The organism is Micromonospora sp. NPDC000207 (assembly GCF_040300925.1).
In the GTDB taxonomy this organism is placed as follows: domain Bacteria; phylum Actinomycetota; class Actinomycetes; order Mycobacteriales; family Micromonosporaceae; genus Micromonospora.
In genome coordinates this window covers 17,928-31,475 of sequence record NZ_JBEPEQ010000037.1, presented here as the reverse complement: position 1 = coordinate 31,475, position 13,548 = coordinate 17,928, and the positions used below count along the sequence as shown (strand labels likewise).

At 69.2% G+C, this 13,548-nt stretch carries 26 protein-coding genes; 18 read left to right on the top strand and 8 right to left on the bottom strand.

The annotated features are described in order from the left end of the window. Position 1 precedes the first annotated feature (1 nt). The 7 genes from ABT336_RS11975 (at position 2) to ABT336_RS11945 (ending at position 2,418) form a co-directional block, all read left to right on the top strand. Entirely contained in the window at positions 2-691 is a 690-nt protein-coding gene (locus ABT336_RS11975) for a hypothetical protein (RefSeq protein ID WP_350896542.1), read from the top strand. A 2-nt stretch (positions 692-693) separates the two neighbouring features. Next, positions 694-897 (top strand): hypothetical protein, encoded by a 204-nt coding sequence (locus tag ABT336_RS11970; RefSeq protein WP_350896541.1) that lies wholly within the window; start codon positions 694-696, stop codon positions 895-897. 172 nt (positions 898-1,069) lie between these two features. Then, on the top strand, positions 1,070-1,372 hold the full coding sequence (locus tag ABT336_RS11965) for a hypothetical protein (RefSeq protein WP_350896540.1): 303 nt from the start codon (positions 1,070-1,072) through the stop codon (positions 1,370-1,372). After that, entirely contained in the window at positions 1,369-1,632 is a 264-nt protein-coding gene (locus ABT336_RS11960; protein WP_350896539.1) for a hypothetical protein, read from the top strand. Before ABT336_RS11965 ends, ABT336_RS11960 begins: the two co-directional genes overlap by 4 nt. Next, on the top strand, positions 1,629-1,835 hold the full coding sequence (locus tag ABT336_RS11955) for a hypothetical protein (RefSeq protein WP_350896538.1): 207 nt from the start codon (positions 1,629-1,631) through the stop codon (positions 1,833-1,835). The genes ABT336_RS11960 and ABT336_RS11955 overlap by 4 nt, the downstream gene beginning before the upstream one ends. After that, the gene (locus ABT336_RS11950; RefSeq protein WP_350896537.1) at positions 1,832-2,086 is read left to right on the top strand and encodes a hypothetical protein; all 255 of its coding nucleotides are present in this window, start codon (positions 1,832-1,834) and stop codon (positions 2,084-2,086) included. The genes ABT336_RS11955 and ABT336_RS11950 overlap by 4 nt, the downstream gene beginning before the upstream one ends. Before the next feature lie 2 nt (positions 2,087-2,088). Continuing rightward, positions 2,089-2,418 (top strand): hypothetical protein, encoded by a 330-nt coding sequence (locus ABT336_RS11945; protein ID WP_350896535.1) that lies wholly within the window; start codon positions 2,089-2,091, stop codon positions 2,416-2,418. A 129-nt stretch (positions 2,419-2,547) separates the two neighbouring features. Here ABT336_RS11945 and ABT336_RS11940 read toward each other — a convergent pair whose 3' ends face one another. The 6 genes from ABT336_RS11940 to ABT336_RS11915 form a co-directional block, all read right to left on the bottom strand. Beyond that, the gene (locus ABT336_RS11940) at positions 2,548-2,793 is read right to left on the bottom strand and encodes a hypothetical protein (RefSeq protein WP_350896534.1); all 246 of its coding nucleotides are present in this window, start codon (positions 2,791-2,793) and stop codon (positions 2,548-2,550) included. Positions 2,794-2,801: 8 nt separating this feature from the next. After that, positions 2,802-3,197 (bottom strand): hypothetical protein, encoded by a 396-nt coding sequence (locus ABT336_RS11935; protein ID WP_350896533.1) that lies wholly within the window; start codon positions 3,195-3,197, stop codon positions 2,802-2,804. 50 nt (positions 3,198-3,247) lie between these two features. After that, entirely contained in the window at positions 3,248-4,066 is an 819-nt protein-coding gene (locus tag ABT336_RS11930; protein ID WP_350896532.1) for a hypothetical protein, read from the bottom strand. Between the two features lie 194 nt (positions 4,067-4,260). Further along, positions 4,261-4,452: a hypothetical protein gene (locus ABT336_RS11925; protein WP_502891159.1), complete on the bottom strand. Its 192-nt coding sequence runs from the start codon at positions 4,450-4,452 to the stop codon at positions 4,261-4,263. Positions 4,453-4,544: 92 nt separating this feature from the next. Next, on the bottom strand, positions 4,545-4,991 hold the full coding sequence (locus ABT336_RS11920; RefSeq protein ID WP_350896530.1) for an AAA family ATPase: 447 nt from the start codon (positions 4,989-4,991) through the stop codon (positions 4,545-4,547). Further along, the gene (locus ABT336_RS11915; RefSeq protein WP_350896529.1) at positions 4,991-5,293 is read right to left on the bottom strand and encodes a hypothetical protein; all 303 of its coding nucleotides are present in this window, start codon (positions 5,291-5,293) and stop codon (positions 4,991-4,993) included. The genes ABT336_RS11920 and ABT336_RS11915 overlap by 1 nt, the downstream gene beginning before the upstream one ends. Before the next feature lie 100 nt (positions 5,294-5,393). On the opposite strand from ABT336_RS11915, the gene ABT336_RS11910 reads away from it, so the two are divergent. Both ABT336_RS11910 and ABT336_RS11905 read left to right on the top strand, forming a co-directional pair. Continuing rightward, positions 5,394-5,681 (top strand): hypothetical protein, encoded by a 288-nt coding sequence (locus tag ABT336_RS11910; RefSeq protein ID WP_350896528.1) that lies wholly within the window; start codon positions 5,394-5,396, stop codon positions 5,679-5,681. A gap of 32 nt (positions 5,682-5,713) precedes the next feature. Beyond that, positions 5,714-5,989, top strand: a complete 276-nt coding sequence (locus tag ABT336_RS11905; protein ID WP_350896527.1) for a hypothetical protein — start codon at positions 5,714-5,716, stop codon at positions 5,987-5,989. 58 nt (positions 5,990-6,047) lie between these two features. Here ABT336_RS11905 and ABT336_RS11900 read toward each other — a convergent pair whose 3' ends face one another. Together ABT336_RS11900 and ABT336_RS11895 are read right to left on the bottom strand one after the other, a co-directional pair. Further along, positions 6,048-7,445, bottom strand: a complete 1,398-nt coding sequence (locus tag ABT336_RS11900; protein WP_350896526.1) for a helix-turn-helix transcriptional regulator — start codon at positions 7,443-7,445, stop codon at positions 6,048-6,050. 147 nt (positions 7,446-7,592) lie between these two features. Then, entirely contained in the window at positions 7,593-7,844 is a 252-nt protein-coding gene (locus ABT336_RS11895; RefSeq protein WP_350896525.1) for a helix-turn-helix domain-containing protein, read from the bottom strand. 213 nt (positions 7,845-8,057) lie between these two features. On the opposite strand from ABT336_RS11895, the gene ABT336_RS11890 reads away from it, so the two are divergent. The 9 genes from ABT336_RS11890 (at position 8,058) to ABT336_RS11850 (ending at position 13,511) form a co-directional block, all read left to right on the top strand. Further along, the gene (locus ABT336_RS11890) at positions 8,058-9,986 is read left to right on the top strand and encodes a DUF2637 domain-containing protein (RefSeq protein WP_350896524.1); all 1,929 of its coding nucleotides are present in this window, start codon (positions 8,058-8,060) and stop codon (positions 9,984-9,986) included. A 104-nt stretch (positions 9,987-10,090) separates the two neighbouring features. Then, a complete protein-coding gene (locus tag ABT336_RS11885) occupies positions 10,091-10,423 on the top strand; it encodes a hypothetical protein (protein WP_350896523.1) in 333 nt (110 codons plus the stop codon). Between the two features lie 88 nt (positions 10,424-10,511). Next, the gene (locus tag ABT336_RS11880) at positions 10,512-10,724 is read left to right on the top strand and encodes a hypothetical protein (RefSeq protein ID WP_350896522.1); all 213 of its coding nucleotides are present in this window, start codon (positions 10,512-10,514) and stop codon (positions 10,722-10,724) included. Continuing rightward, the gene (locus tag ABT336_RS11875) at positions 10,724-10,942 is read left to right on the top strand and encodes a hypothetical protein (protein WP_350896521.1); all 219 of its coding nucleotides are present in this window, start codon (positions 10,724-10,726) and stop codon (positions 10,940-10,942) included. Before ABT336_RS11880 ends, ABT336_RS11875 begins: the two co-directional genes overlap by 1 nt. Further along, positions 10,939-11,373: a hypothetical protein gene (locus ABT336_RS11870; protein ID WP_350896520.1), complete on the top strand. Its 435-nt coding sequence runs from the start codon at positions 10,939-10,941 to the stop codon at positions 11,371-11,373. The genes ABT336_RS11875 and ABT336_RS11870 overlap by 4 nt, the downstream gene beginning before the upstream one ends. 3 nt (positions 11,374-11,376) lie before the next feature. Then, positions 11,377-11,610, top strand: coding sequence for a hypothetical protein (locus ABT336_RS11865; RefSeq protein ID WP_350896519.1), 234 nt, complete (start codon positions 11,377-11,379; stop codon positions 11,608-11,610). Positions 11,611-11,640: 30 nt separating this feature from the next. Next, positions 11,641-12,033: a hypothetical protein gene (locus tag ABT336_RS11860; RefSeq protein WP_350896518.1), complete on the top strand. Its 393-nt coding sequence runs from the start codon at positions 11,641-11,643 to the stop codon at positions 12,031-12,033. A gap of 3 nt (positions 12,034-12,036) precedes the next feature. Further along, complete coding sequence (locus ABT336_RS11855; RefSeq protein WP_350896517.1) at positions 12,037-13,074, top strand: hypothetical protein; 1,038 nt, start codon at positions 12,037-12,039, stop codon at positions 13,072-13,074. 14 nt (positions 13,075-13,088) lie between these two features. Next, on the top strand, positions 13,089-13,511 hold the full coding sequence (locus tag ABT336_RS11850) for a hypothetical protein (RefSeq protein WP_350896516.1): 423 nt from the start codon (positions 13,089-13,091) through the stop codon (positions 13,509-13,511). Positions 13,512-13,548: the final 37 nt, after the last annotated feature.

Below are 13,548 nucleotides of genomic sequence, written 5' to 3'. Positions count from 1 at the left end.
CATGCCCAGCCCCGACCGGATCCTCGCCATGCGGAACGTGACCTGCATGGCCGCCCTCGACACCATGCCCCACATCGCCGCCCGCATCCGCAACCTGCTCTCCCACGGGCGGCGCATCACCCTCACCCAGCGGTACACGTACCTCGACCGGCCGCCCGAGGTGACCGCCGGGCTGACCCTCGACCCCGACGCCCGCAGCGGCGGCATTCACGAGAGCATCCGCGACGACCACCACCACCTGGGCGTGACCCTCAGGCCCGGCCTCATGTCCGGATTCGGCATCGCCGCCTACGCCTCCGACCGCAACGCCGTCGAGTCCGAGGTGTGGAAGCGGTATCACGCCGCGAAGGACGCCACCGACCGGTGGTTGAAGCCCCGCCGCATGACCCGCGTCGACATCACCGGCGGGCTGTCCGGCGACGGACCGGCCCGAGACGACAAGCTGGTCATCCGTGCGTTCAACGATGACGCCGTCTGCGACGAGAAGGTGATCGCGTTCGACGGCGGGCCCCGAGATGGCGACGAGCGGGCCGCACGCTGGCTGTACGGCATGGCGATGGGCCCGGCGCACCTGGAGGATCGGCTGTGGCAGTGGGACCACGGGAAGGCGCCCGAGGCTGACGTGCAGGTGTGGACCGGCCGGGCGGCCGAGCTGATGGCCGTCATCGCGGACGAGAGCGAGAGACGCTGAACATGCTCGACGACATCAAGGCCCGCTGGCTGCTCCGCGACGCCGACCACAAGGAAGATTGCGCCAGGTCGCTGCGCCGCAGCCAGCAGTACCACCTGGACCAGGCCGTCAAGCACGGTGTCGACGCCGACCTGCTGGAGGCGGAGGTCGCCGATCTGCGGGCGCAGGTCGCCGCACACACCAACCAGGCGCCGCCGGCCGGCTGACCGCGTATTGCCTGGTGGGGGAGCCCGTCGCCGTGGTGGTGGCGGGCTTCGTCGTGTCGGGGATCGATAAAGCTTGGCATGGCATCCATGCCGGGGTATGATGGGCATACCAATCTCGAAGTGAGGCCCCCATGACCCGACAGACCAACGCCCCCCGCGTAGCGAAGGGAAAGTGACCGCCATGCCGAAGGTCACCCGCACCACCAACAAGGTCATCGCCGACCACATCCGCTACCTCGGAGCCCGCACCAACACCCGAGCCCTCGTCGACACCACCGACGGCATCGCCCTCGTAGAAGCCAACAACATCCTCGCCGACGGCTCCAACGTCACCCGGCTACTCCTCACCAAGACGGACCTGCGAGACGCCGCCGGGGCCGCCAACCAGACCCTCACCGAATACCTGGACGCCAACGCCACCACCATCGCCGCCGAACTCAACGACATCCGCAACGGGGAAGACGACCAGCCGTGACCGACACGCTCGACAAGGCTGACCTGCTCGCCCAACTCTCTGCCGCCACGCAGCGCCGCAAGGCCCTCGACAGGCAACGCGAGGAGGTGTTCCGCGAAGAGGTCGCCCTCGTCGCCGCACTGCGCGAGCTGACCACCTGGCAGGTGATCGCCGACACGGTCGGCCGGGCCAAGCAGAACACGATCACCACCTACCGGCCCCACCTCGAAGAGACCCGCACCCGCACCGTCCGCGTACGAGCCCCCAAGGAGAAGCCGTGATCACGACCGCCTGCCCCGACCTCACCGCCCACCCCCACTACTGCCACGACACCCGCTACGACGACCGAGGCGACTGCGACGGCAACACCGCCCCGTACCTCGCCACCAGCTACGTCCTCGGGGCCCGGCCCGGCGAGCAGATCCAGATGTGCGGCTCCCACGGCCGGCAGGCCAGCCGGAAGGGTGAGGTGAAGCGGGCATGACCAGCGCAACCGGCGACACCACCACCCACTACCACTGGGAGTTCCAGCGAAGCCGCGACGGCCTGTGGGCCCACCACGCCGCCGACCCGCGAGGCACCGACCGCAGCCACTGCACCCCCGAGGGCTTCGCCCGGCAGGTGCTGGGCGTGCACACCCCCGACCACCAGCCGTGGCGGCTGGCCGTCTGGGACCGGCCCGGTGTGGGCGCGGAACCGGTGTACACGATTACCTCCGACCAGGCCCGCAAGTAACCGTGCCCACCCTCGAAGACCAGGCGCGCATCCGGGCAGCCGCCACCGCAGCCGCCCGCGTGGCCATCCGCACCCACATGCCGGACCTCGACAACCAGGCCGCCAGCGCCGCCGCGAAAGGCATCGTGGACGGCCTGTACGAGCTGCGTACCCGCCGTGGCCTCGCCGCCCTACGCGGACTCGCCGACAGCGGCAAGACCGCCGACTTCCGCCGCACCACCGTCGAGCGGGCGTCCGGTGGCCCAACCCGACCGCTGAGCAACATCGCGTTCTACCACGCCACGTACCACGCCAGCCAAGTGCTGTTGAAGGGGTACAGGCGGACCACCTGAGCGGGAGACTTCGGGGCCGCCTACCTGTCGAGGGTGGGCGGCCCCTTCGTCTTACAAAGCCGTTCGGGTACCGCCGATGGAAGGGCTATCCGCGATTCTGGTATGGCCCATCCACCTGCGGAAACATGGTCACCCGCCGGCAGCCTCCGCGCGGGCACGCTGCAACGCCGCGATCAGTTCATCCACCTCATCCACCGACAGGCCGTACCGGCACGACACCGACACCTCACCGTCGCTGGCCAGGTCGACACTGAACGTCAGGTCCACCGCCGGCGACTCGGCCAGATCCGGGGTGCGCGCCTGCAACTCGATTGTCGGCCCACGTGCGTCGTCGACCTCAACCCGATGCACCGGATGTCCGTCCGGCGGCTCCACAGCCCCGCTCACGCCCCATCACCGCCCGGCAGGGTCAGCCGGTAGTCCACGCTGTCCCCGTTCCCCCTCGTCGCCAGCAGCCCGGCCTCCACCAGCTCGAACACCAACACCGACAGGACCATCGCCGTGAACCGGTCATACACCAGGGCCCAGCCCGGCTCGTCGTCCTCATCCCGCATCGCATCCGACAGCGGCCCGGCGTAGAACTCGTGCGGCCGGTAGTCGACGACCACCCCGTCCGTGTTGGCGACGGCGGCTAGGGCTTCGGTGAGCGGCTGGAGGTAGTAGTGGCGTCTCTCCAGGTGCTCGTCTCGGTGCTTCTCCCACTCGGCAGGGGTGACGAAGCGGGCGCCGGTGCGGTAACCCCAGCCGTCGTCGTCGGACGTGATCTGATCAGCGGTCATCGCCATAGGGGGTGTCTCCTCAGGTCGGGGGAACGTGCCAGGGATGACTTCTACACAGGTTCCAGGCCGACCGAAAGCAACCAGTCCTCGACACCCCGCCCGTAGCCTTCGGCGCACATGCTCTCGATGTACGCCCCAGGGAACCCGATCTTCTTCTCGCCGATCTTCACCTTGCGGAACCCGTCGTAGAACAGGTGCGTGTCGAACACGCCCTCGCGGAAGGTGCTGCCGTCGGAGCGCAGCCTGTGAGCCTCGATGAGGCTGGCGAACAGTGCCCGGTCGTCTTCCCGCTTGCGGGTGAGTCGTTCACCGGTGCTGGGTTGGCGTGCCGCTGGCGCACTCCACGGATCGTCGTGCTCGATTTCACGTTCGCCGGCCCCGGAGGGAGCGGAGCGACCGGAGGGGGAGCCGCTCTGATCTGATCTTTCCTCTAGTTCCCCTTCATCTAGTTGTCTTCCATCTAGTTCGGGTGTGCTGTGGCGCACCAGGGTGGTGTTCTCCAGCCCACTAGGGGTAGTGTGCTGTGGCTCACTACCCCCGGAGTGTTCCTTCGGCCACGACACCAGCAGCAGCGTGTACCGGTTGGTGTCGTTCACCTCGCCCTTCCGCCGCCGCTCCTTCTCAATGAGCCCAGCCTCGGCCAGCTCGTCGAGGTACCGGTCCACGGCGCGGGCGTTCTTGAACCGCATCCGCTTGGCGAGGTTGCTGCGGGAAGGCCACACGTGGGCGTCGCCGCGCTTGTAGTTGAGGTGCCGCAGCAGCAGGCCGTACAGCCAACCAGCGTGGATCGTCAGCTTCTCCTCGTACACGAGATCCTGGATCTCGGTGGGGAGACGGACGTGGGAGCTTTCGGTGTCCGGGGCGCTCACTGGGTACCACCGGCCATGCGCACAGGTGTACGCGAAAGGTAGACTCCTACCCTGAGCATGGGTCGCCTCCCTATAGGCGATCAAGGGGCCGGGTACCAGGAGCGCCAACTCCTGCCGGCCCCGATTTGCTTTTGTGCCCCCATCCTACCGGTTGTCCGGATCATGCTCACCAGCGCCGATGCCCGGCGAGGGGGTCACTCGCAGCGGTCTTCCGCGCCACGCCCGAACCCCTCGCAGCAGTCCAGGCGGTGCCGGTACACGCGCACCTGCTCGCCCCGCCGCGAATCCAGCTCGCCAGTCCGCTCGTACAAGCAGCTTCGCCACACCACGGTCTCGCCGGCCCCGTCGACCACCTGGCCGTCCCCGGGGCCACCACGCAGCAACACCCTCACCGCGAGGACGTTACCCGGGCCCAGCAGCGTCGGGCAGGAGAAAGCCCCCGCCAGCCGCAGCAGACAGGGGCTCCCGCGCGCTGCGGTCAGCCGTCCGGGTTGATCACCCTCCCACTGGCCGCCGCCATCCGCCGGATGATGTCCCCACCCACCAGCCTGCCCCCAGCCGCGCCACGGGCAGCATCCCGAGCGACACACACGTCCACCGGCACACCCCGCAGGTCGTGGACCTCCAGCTCGGCACCGCAGTCGTCGGCCAGAAGCCGCCACCCGTCCACCTCGCTGTCGGCCAGGGCGGTGCCGTCAACGACGACACTCACCCCGGCGCGGAGCAGCGCTGGGACCTGCGCGTGCAGTGCGATGTCCGCCTGCGCGGCCTGCGTCTCCGTGTCCAGCCGCCGACCGTGGAACATGTTCCGCAGGTCGTCGCGGGCGGCACGCACCCGGTGTTCGGGGTCTTCGTTCACCCACGCCAGCGCGAACGTGGTTTTGCCGCACGCGGGCAGGCCACGGGTGACGCACGGGATGACCATCAGGTGTCGTCCGTGGTGTCGCCGACGTGGATGAGGTCGGTTGTGCCTGCGATCCGGTAGACGCCAGGGCCGAGGGTTCGTTCGCCCACGATCACCTCGTCGCCGGTGATGATGATGTCCCCGCCAGGGATCTCGGTCGCCGACACCACCCGCCGCGCCCACGTGTTGTGGCGGGTCACGGCTTCGCGCACGTAGTCGGTGGTGGTGACCTTCTTGCCGGTGACTGCGGCGAGCTGGGCGGCGAGGTGTTCGGCTTCGGTGCCGAGGGTGCCGAGGCGGAAGCTCCAAGTGTCTCTGGTCATGCAGGGATCGTATCACCGAATAGGCTATGTGTGTTGCGGAACAGCCTTGCTGTGATACGGTGTGGTTGTTGGGCAGCCACACCACCACACGGAGGACACCATGACCGCCGCGACGATCAGCAAGCCGACCGCCACGCCCTCCATCGACGCCCGAATCTCCATCAGCCTCGCCGCCATCCGCACCGCAAGCGGCAACAGCGCCTTCGACCGCAGCAAACTCGACACCGCCAGCCTGCTGTGGCTGCTCGCCCCCACCCAGCAGCCCGCCACCACCACCATCCAAGACGCCCGCACCCACGCCACCGCCCACGGGTTCACCAACTCGACCGAGGCACTGCGGTACATGCTCGCCGCTTACCGCCTCCACCGCGCCAACATCACCATCTGACCCAGACACACAAACCGAACGAGGGGAACACCATGCACACCACGAAGCGCCCGACCAGCGACACGATCCGCATGTTCCAGCCCGGCACCGTCGTGCGGCACCGTAACCCGGAGTTGGCCGACTGGCGCGGCACGGTCACCCCCAAGCCGCCGAAGGCCCGCATCCGGTGGGGTCAGGTCGGGCAGTGCATCATCTTCAACGAGGACATGGACGCCGACGTGTGGGTCCAGTGGCACGCCGGTGACGAGGCCATGAAGTCGCCGGCCGCCGGCTGGTACGGCACGGCGGCGCTCAACGTCGCGAACTGACCCGCGCACGCGAAAGCCCCGGACCGGATGACCGGCCGGGGCTTCGTCGTGCAGGCAGTCAGCCGAGCAGCACGTCCCGCCACCGCCACGCGAGTTCGAGGCAGCCGGCACCAGCGGGAGCAACCCGCCCCGAGTCGAGCAGCGACCGCACCCCGCCTGCGGTGAACTCGAACCGCTCCGCCACGACCTGGCCTTCGTCGTTGTGCTCCACGAAGTCGTGCGCCAGCCGATCGAACACGTCGGCATCCAGCACCAGCACCGTCAGTACCTCCCCAACCAGCGTCAGCGCGTCCAAGGCGACACCGAGACACCACACCCGCACCGAGCCGTCGGCGCGGGCCCGGTCGAGCAGCCCGTACGGGCCAGCCGTGTAGTCGACTGGGCGCCCGTGCCCGTCGGCCTCCGGCATCCCCAGCAGTTCCTCGGCCAACTCCCTTTGGATGTTCCGCCACAAGTCGAAGTCGGCCGCCCGCGCCGCCGGCAACAGGCTCGACGGCTGGAAGATGCCCGACGGAATCACCTGCAACATTCCCCCAGCGGCGGTCACCGCCCTCGGGTCACGCCGGTGCATCAAGAACTCCGCCCGCCCGCCGTCCCGCCGAATCGTCAACGTCGACACGGCAGGCATCACCGGCCGGCGCGACAGGTCAAACGGATCTCCGACCAGGCGTCGGTACGGCAAGTCCCGAAGTGATGGCGTGCCCGTCGGGCGCCCGTCGGCGTCCAGCCCGACGTAGGCCAGCTCGTGCGCCAGCGCCTCGAACACGTCGGCCGCACCGAAGTACGTCATGTCCCCGAACTCCAGCCCCGGACGCGACCAGTCCACGCCGAGGAGCCGCCATGCGTGCCGGTCCTCGAACAACCTCGGCCGGGCCAGATCCCGCACCGCCGTCGTGTACCGGGGGTACGGACGCGACAGGCCCTGATCGGGCAGCAGTCGGGCCGCCTCACGCTCACTGCCGTCCAACACCGGATGCTCGGCGTTCGGGCGCTCGGTCAGCGCCACCGCCGCCAGGTCAACCGGCCGCTCCGGGATCCACCCGTCACCGGCGATCAACCCCGTGCCCGCCAGGGCCCGCCCCGGATACAACCCGGCCGCCACCTGCGCCAGGGCGTGCCGGTTCGCGTTCAACGCCCGCCGGGTAGCCCGCCACCGCTCCTGCGACTCGACCACCCGGGGATCCTGCACAACGTCCGCCATGAAGTCCTCTGCACTCGACCTGACACGAGAACGCGGCGCCGGGGGAGTAGCGGCGACACCCAACTCGGGCACCGACACCCCAAACACTCCCGCCAACAGCCGCCTGTACCTCGGAGACGGAACTACGTCGCCCCGCTCCCACCGGCCCACATGCGCCTCAGTCACCGCCGCCCCAAGCCGGTCGGCAACATCCCGCTGCGTCAGCGACCCCGCCTCACGCAGCTCGCGCAGACGGTTCACGCCGGTGACAGTCATCGTGTCCGCTCCCACATGGTCGATGCAGCACCATCCGCACCCCAGCGTATGGGCAGCCGACGATCAACCCGAGGCTGATGGGGTGCTGGTGGTGTTCCGGTGGCAGGCTGCCGCGCACACGCTGGGGGCATGACTAAGTGCAGCGACTCACGCGGGTTTCGGCGGCAACTTCACGCCAGCCACCACGGGCGGTGTGACCCCAGCCTGCTCAAGCTCTCGCAACACCGAGGACAGCGCGATCTTTCGATGCCCGGACTTCCCGTCAGGGCCGAGCCGAAACGACTTGAGTCGGCCGCCGTCAGCCCAGTTGCGGATGGTCTGGTCGGTGATCCCGAGCGGCTTGAGCATCTTCACGGCATCGCCGAACCGTAGCCATGTCTCGTCGCCCTTCGCGTCCACCGGCCCCCCTCTAAAAACCCTGCAACTTCTAAAAGTTGCCCAAGTCTGGCAGGCCACGGCGCGGATCGGAGCAGGGCGTGCCGCAGTCGTCATCCCTTGAGCAGAACACTCCTCACAGTAAAACTCAAGAAGCTTGGAAAACTCAAAAAGCTATGCCATGCTGTCTGAGGTTCGCCACACGGCGACCATCAATGCCTTGAGGAGGTGCCGCCGGTGATTGAGACGTTCGCCCAGATCCCCGACCCGGGAGAGCCCATCCGGGTCGGCCCGCCGCTGCCCAAGCCGGAGCAGGGATGGACCACGCAGCTCAACACCTGGCTCGGAGACACCTTCCCCGCGTGGGTGTGGCCCACCATGTGGCTCGCCACCGCCGGACTTCTCTTCGCCGCCCTGCTCGTCCTCCGCTGGCGGCTCCGCAAGACCCACACCGCCGCCAAGCCCGGAACCGGCGAGACCACCAAGAAGCTCGGCAACCTCTTCCACGTCGCCGTCGGCTTCGCCATGCTCCTGTGGGCCGGCGTCCTCATCGGCTCCGGCAAGAACCTGATCGGCTGGGCCCGCGACACCCTCGGATGGCGCAACGGCTGGGACTGGCTGGTCCCCTTCACCCTCGACGGCGTCGCCATCGCCTTCGCCGTTCTCATGTTCGCCGCCGTCCGCGCCGGCCGCTCCGCCACCCGCGCCTACCGGGTCGTGTGGACCGCCACCATCGCCTCCGCCGCGATCGGCTTCTCCCACGAGTACGACGGCACCACCAAGACCATGCTCGCCGCCATCTACCTCGGCCTCCTTGCCCTCGGCGCGATGGCGATCCTCCACGAACTCCTCGACCTGTTCCGCTCCCACACCGAGAAGAAGGCCGTCCGTATCAACCCGGTGTTCGGGCTGCGGTGGGTCACCTACACCCCCAACACGGTGTGCGCGTGGCTGGCCTGGCAGAACCACCCGCCCCGGCCGCTGCCCGCCAAGCCCACCGATGAGCAGGTCGTCTGGTACGGGTCCGTGCGGCACGCCGTCGCGCACCTGGAGACGGTGCGCCGGGCCAAGCGGATCCACCGCCGCACCGCCGACCTCAACCGGGCTCGCTCCACCGTCCACCCGTGGCTGGCCGCCGTACCGCCCGTCCGGGAGCTGGTGGCGACCCTCTCCGCCGAGCGGACGGAGATGGCGGAGATCGCCGCCCGCCTCGACCAGGTGGCCGCCGACTACGAGGCGGAGAAGACGCGCGCTGAGGCTGCGGAGAACCGGGCGGAGACCGAACGGCAGCGGGCCGAAGCCGCCACCGCCGACCAGGCCATCGCCGAAGCGGAGACGGCGGAGACCCAACGCCGGGCGGAGAAGCTGCGCCTCGAACTGGAAGCGGAGATGACCCGTCTCCGCACGGAGACCACCAACACCATCCACCGCACCGAGTCCATGGCCGACCGGCGGGTCACCACCGCCCAGGCGGAGAAGGAGCAGGCCCTCGCACGCATCGACCAACTGGAGCAGCAGTGGATCGATGCTAAGCAGGAAGCAGCGGTCTCCGCTCAGCGTCTCTCCGCCGCCCAGACCGAACGCCTCTACGCTCTCCGCTCCGCCGAGCAGGCGGAGAACGAAGCGGTGTCTCTCCGCTCCGCCCTCACCGAGGCGACGGAGAAGCACGCCGCCGAACTGGCGGAGAACGCCGCACGGTTCCGGGCGGAGTTGGCGGAGAACGAGGCGCGTGTTCGGGCGGAGATGGGCACGGTGAACCTCTCCGAGTTCCGCAACGGGGAGCGGAGCGGAGAGCGGAGGAAGCCCACCGCCGGGCAGCGGAGCAAGGCTGCGGAGAACCGCAGCGGAGGGTCCAACCAGCCCCGCATGAGCGACGGAGAGGCAGTTCAGGCGCTTCTCCGCGCCCACCCGGAGCCCGGCTACGAGTGGAAGCAGTTGGAGGTGCAGGCGATCACCGGAGCGGGTTTCGGTCGGATCCCTCGCCTGATCTCCGCTGTCGCGGAGCACCACCGCGCCAAGGCCACGGAGAGCCGCTCCGCCGGGCCGGAGAACTCCACCACGGAGAACGTGGTGGAGCGGAGCGGAGACACCACCGGAGCGGAGACCACCCCCAACGGAGAGGACACGGAGATTGCTCGAACCCCCGCGACTGTCGCTGCCGGCTGAGCTGCGGAGCGACGCGGAGAAGGTCCTGTGGCTTCTCCGCTCCGCCTGGAACGACGGACCGAAGTTGATCGAACGACCCGAACCGGAAGAAGAGGGGAACCCCGATGACCACTGACACCCGCACCACCGCCATCACCCGGGCCGCGACGCCCGCCCCCACCGAGATCCAGAGCCCCGTGAAGGTCAAGAAGCACTACAACTGGCGGCACGTCGCCACCGAGGCCGCCGCCCTCACCGCCGCGTGCACCGCCACCGCCGGCGTGTCCGGCCTGGTCTTCGACGTGCTGCCCACCGCGTCCAACGCGCTGCTGGTCGCCACCGCCGTGCTCGTCGGACTGCTCGTGTGGCTGCTCGTCGAGACGATCCGAGAGGGCCGCAAGTGGGTGCGTACCGACCCCGGCGAGCCGTACTACGGAGACCCGCCGCCCATCCCCTGACCTGCAACAACACGAGAAATTCGAGATCAACATGGCATCGAAAATCTATGAGATCCGCGTCCACAGAGACGGAAGGGAGGTACGCGAGATGGCCGCATTCCTCGACGGGCTCGACCTGGACGACGCCGACGGCACCAACGACACCCTCGACCGGCATGTCCTGGGGGCCGCCCTCCGGGCCGGCGCGAACCGGCGCGAAATCCACCAATTCCACCTCGAACTGCGGGCCATCGACGGCGACGGTAAGGGGCGCGGACCCGTCCTGTTCCGATGGGTGCCCCCCGCAGACAGGAACACCTGATGGCCGGTAGGCGTGCAAAACCCGAGGTCAACCGCCGTAACTGGCACGGGGAGCGGGTCGAGAAGGCCCGCACCCCGAAGGAGCGGCTGTGGGCGCTGTGCCACTGGCTCGTCGCCGAGGCGTTCCACGCCGGACCCGACCAGATGCACTCCACCACCGAACTGATCGAGCAGCGCATCAACGACCTGACCGAGGTGAGAAGGGAGGCAAGCCGATGACCACCATCGTCACCGAGCGTGAAATTCGATCCCCCAAGAATGGCCGGATGCCGACGCTCAACAGCCCGCCCGCGCCCGCGCGCGCGGGCGCGAGGATACCGGTCACGTTCAGTATCGGCAAGGTGTGGGCGGATATCCGTGCCGGATGCTGCTCGTGGTGGGCGCTGACCGCCCGCCCGCTGTCCTACAAGGCCCTGTGGCGGCTGTCCGCCGTCGACACCCGCCGCATCCCCGCGAACCTGGGCTGGCTGCGCGCGGCCTGGCACGTGTCCAACTGGACCGACCGGCTGGCCATCTTCGCCCTGATCGCGGTCGCCCCCACGTTCCTGACCGGGCCGCTGCGGTGGCTCGCAGCCCGCCCCACCCGTCGGTGGGCGTTCTACCTCGTTCTGGCGGTACTCACCACCACCCTCGCCCTCGGGAAGGGGTGACCAATGGGAAAGAACGCCTACACCAGCTCACCCCACCAGTTCGAGATCGGCTACCGATTCCGGCACAGCGGCGGTCAAGGCTCCGGCTGCCTGGAAGTCGGTGTTGACACCGCCTCCCTCAACGCCCGCCAGGCCGACGAGATCAAACAGCAGATCCTGGCGTCGCTCGCCGCTGGCGTCCGCCACGACCCGGCGACGCTCGTCGTCCAGGTCACCTCCGTCAACAAGATCAGATAACCGCTGCCACCCAGGAAGGGGTGACCTGCCATGTTCAACGTCGGTATCGGCTTCGGCCTCGTCATCATCGCCATCGCCGCCCAGTTCCTCATCTCCAAGCGGCTCAAGCACCAGCGCGTCTCCAAGTGGTTCTCCTGGATAGCGTGGGGTGCCGCCCTTCTCGGCGGGGTCGGCATGTCCAGCGAGTTCGGCAACGCCGTCGGCCTGTCCGCCGGCGGGGCCGCCGTCGCGTCCCTCGTCGCCCTGCTGTTCATCGTCGTGGACGTGGCCGACCGGCGCCCCGACTGGCCGGCGTTCATCCTCATCTGCCTCACCCCCACCCTGATGCGGATCACCAACGGCGGGCTGGGCGGCCTGTACGACGCCGTCCTGATCCCGTTCGACGGGATCATCAGCGGGCTGCGCGGCTTCCTGGGGATGTGACCTGTGGATCCCGTCTCGATCGGCGTCACGATCTTCGCTCTCTGGGCCATCTTGCAGCGGTCCCCGCAGTGGGTGGGTGAGCTGGGGGAGGAGTGGCGTGCCGCCCGCCGGGGCGAGGAGTCCCCGGCGGCGGCAGCCCGCCGGCAGCGCCTCATCGACAACGGCGTCGACCCCGCGTCGGGTGGTCCGATGCGCCAGTACGTGGGCAACCGGTGGCGGGACTTCTGGCTCGACGAGGACATCAAGGCCACCCGCCGCCGCGCCGAACGCCTCGACAAGGAGGCCGCCGGGGAGGCCCTGTCGATGCGGGAGCGGTGGCAGTCCCGCTGCGACGACGAGGTGACCCGCCGGGCGGAGGGGATGCGCACCAAGCCCGCCGACACTTCCGGGCAGGCGAAGCCCACCACCGCCACCGAACCGCCAACCAGCGACCCCAACTCAGGCAGCAGCACCCCACCCGCCGAGAACAACCCCCCGGCGGACACCACCAAGCCCGCCGCCGACGCTCCCCGCCCCCGGAAATCGACCGACCACACCATCCCCGACGACTACGACGACGAGCCGCCGCCGGTGGTCCACGACGACGACACCACCTACACCCACGGCAGCCCCCCGCAGCCCGACAACCACCGCAACCCGATCCGGGTGAACGTGACCGTCGGCGAACCCATCCGCCCCCACCAGCCCGCAACACCCGTCGCGCAGATCACCGCAGGAGGAACCATGTCCCAGGCACTCGCCCCCCAGGCCGTCACCGGCGTCGTCTCCGGCGCCGCCGAGGCCCGCGCCATCCAGGCCGCCCTCAACCAGGCCACCGACGAGTACGTGGCCACCCTCACCCGCCTCCGGGACCGGATCGCGCACCTCGGGGAGCAGACCCTCGGCACCGTGCAGATGTCCGGCCGGTCCCAGGTCATCGGGAACACGGCTGCCGCCGCCGAGGCCGCCGCCGCCGCCGTGGCGAACGCCCGATCCTGCACCAGCGAGGTCGTGCCCCTGCTCGGCAACGTCGCCCGCGCCTTCGACCGCATCAACAGCTAACCCGAGGAGACGACATGCGCACCCACTACGAACTGTGGCTCCAGGCCGCCGCCACGCCCGGCTTCAACAAGGTCGGCGACAACCACACCACCCTGGAGTCGGCCTACACCGCCGCCGGCTACCCGAACCCCGACGACTGGACCTGGGCCAACACCGACCACATCAACAGGGTCGTCAAGGCCGAATCCCGCCGCGACGACAACACCTGGCTTGTGGCCCCGGTGAAGGTCCCCGACAACGACGCAGACCGGGTGGCGCTGGCCACCGAATTGGCCCTGGAGTACGGCCAGACCGACGGCGACCACCACAAGACGTGGGTGATCGACCAGATGTTGCGGGCGCTCACCGGCGACCGCTACCCCGAGGTGATCGCCGAGTATCGGGCGGGCGAGGACGGCCCGGACACCTACGCGTGGGACGAGGGGACAGCCCCCTGACCGGCCCCACCAGCCACTCCCCCGCACCATCACGCTG

Coding starts and splice junctions, on each gene's coding strand:
- ABT336_RS11975 (WP_350896542.1), top strand. CDS start 2: ATGCCCAGCCCCGACCGGATCCTCGCCATGCGGAACGTGACCTGCATG.
- ABT336_RS11970 (WP_350896541.1), top strand. CDS start 694: ATGCTCGACGACATCAAGGCCCGCTGGCTGCTCCGCGACGCCGACCAC.
- ABT336_RS11950 (WP_350896537.1), top strand. CDS start 1,832: ATGACCAGCGCAACCGGCGACACCACCACCCACTACCACTGGGAGTTC.
- ABT336_RS11935 (WP_350896533.1), bottom strand. CDS start 3,197: ATGACCGCTGATCAGATCACGTCCGACGACGACGGCTGGGGTTACCGC.
- ABT336_RS11920 (WP_350896530.1), bottom strand. CDS start 4,991: ATGGTCATCCCGTGCGTCACCCGTGGCCTGCCCGCGTGCGGCAAAACC.
- ABT336_RS11915 (WP_350896529.1), bottom strand. CDS start 5,293: ATGACCAGAGACACTTGGAGCTTCCGCCTCGGCACCCTCGGCACCGAA.
- ABT336_RS11910 (WP_350896528.1), top strand. CDS start 5,394: ATGACCGCCGCGACGATCAGCAAGCCGACCGCCACGCCCTCCATCGAC.
- ABT336_RS11905 (WP_350896527.1), top strand. CDS start 5,714: ATGCACACCACGAAGCGCCCGACCAGCGACACGATCCGCATGTTCCAG.
- ABT336_RS11900 (WP_350896526.1), bottom strand. CDS start 7,445: ATGACTGTCACCGGCGTGAACCGTCTGCGCGAGCTGCGTGAGGCGGGG.
- ABT336_RS11885 (WP_350896523.1), top strand. CDS start 10,091: ATGACCACTGACACCCGCACCACCGCCATCACCCGGGCCGCGACGCCC.
- ABT336_RS11880 (WP_350896522.1), top strand. CDS start 10,512: ATGGCCGCATTCCTCGACGGGCTCGACCTGGACGACGCCGACGGCACC.
- ABT336_RS11875 (WP_350896521.1), top strand. CDS start 10,724: ATGGCCGGTAGGCGTGCAAAACCCGAGGTCAACCGCCGTAACTGGCAC.
- ABT336_RS11870 (WP_350896520.1), top strand. CDS start 10,939: ATGACCACCATCGTCACCGAGCGTGAAATTCGATCCCCCAAGAATGGC.
- ABT336_RS11865 (WP_350896519.1), top strand. CDS start 11,377: ATGGGAAAGAACGCCTACACCAGCTCACCCCACCAGTTCGAGATCGGC.
- ABT336_RS11860 (WP_350896518.1), top strand. CDS start 11,641: ATGTTCAACGTCGGTATCGGCTTCGGCCTCGTCATCATCGCCATCGCC.
- ABT336_RS11850 (WP_350896516.1), top strand. CDS start 13,089: ATGCGCACCCACTACGAACTGTGGCTCCAGGCCGCCGCCACGCCCGGC.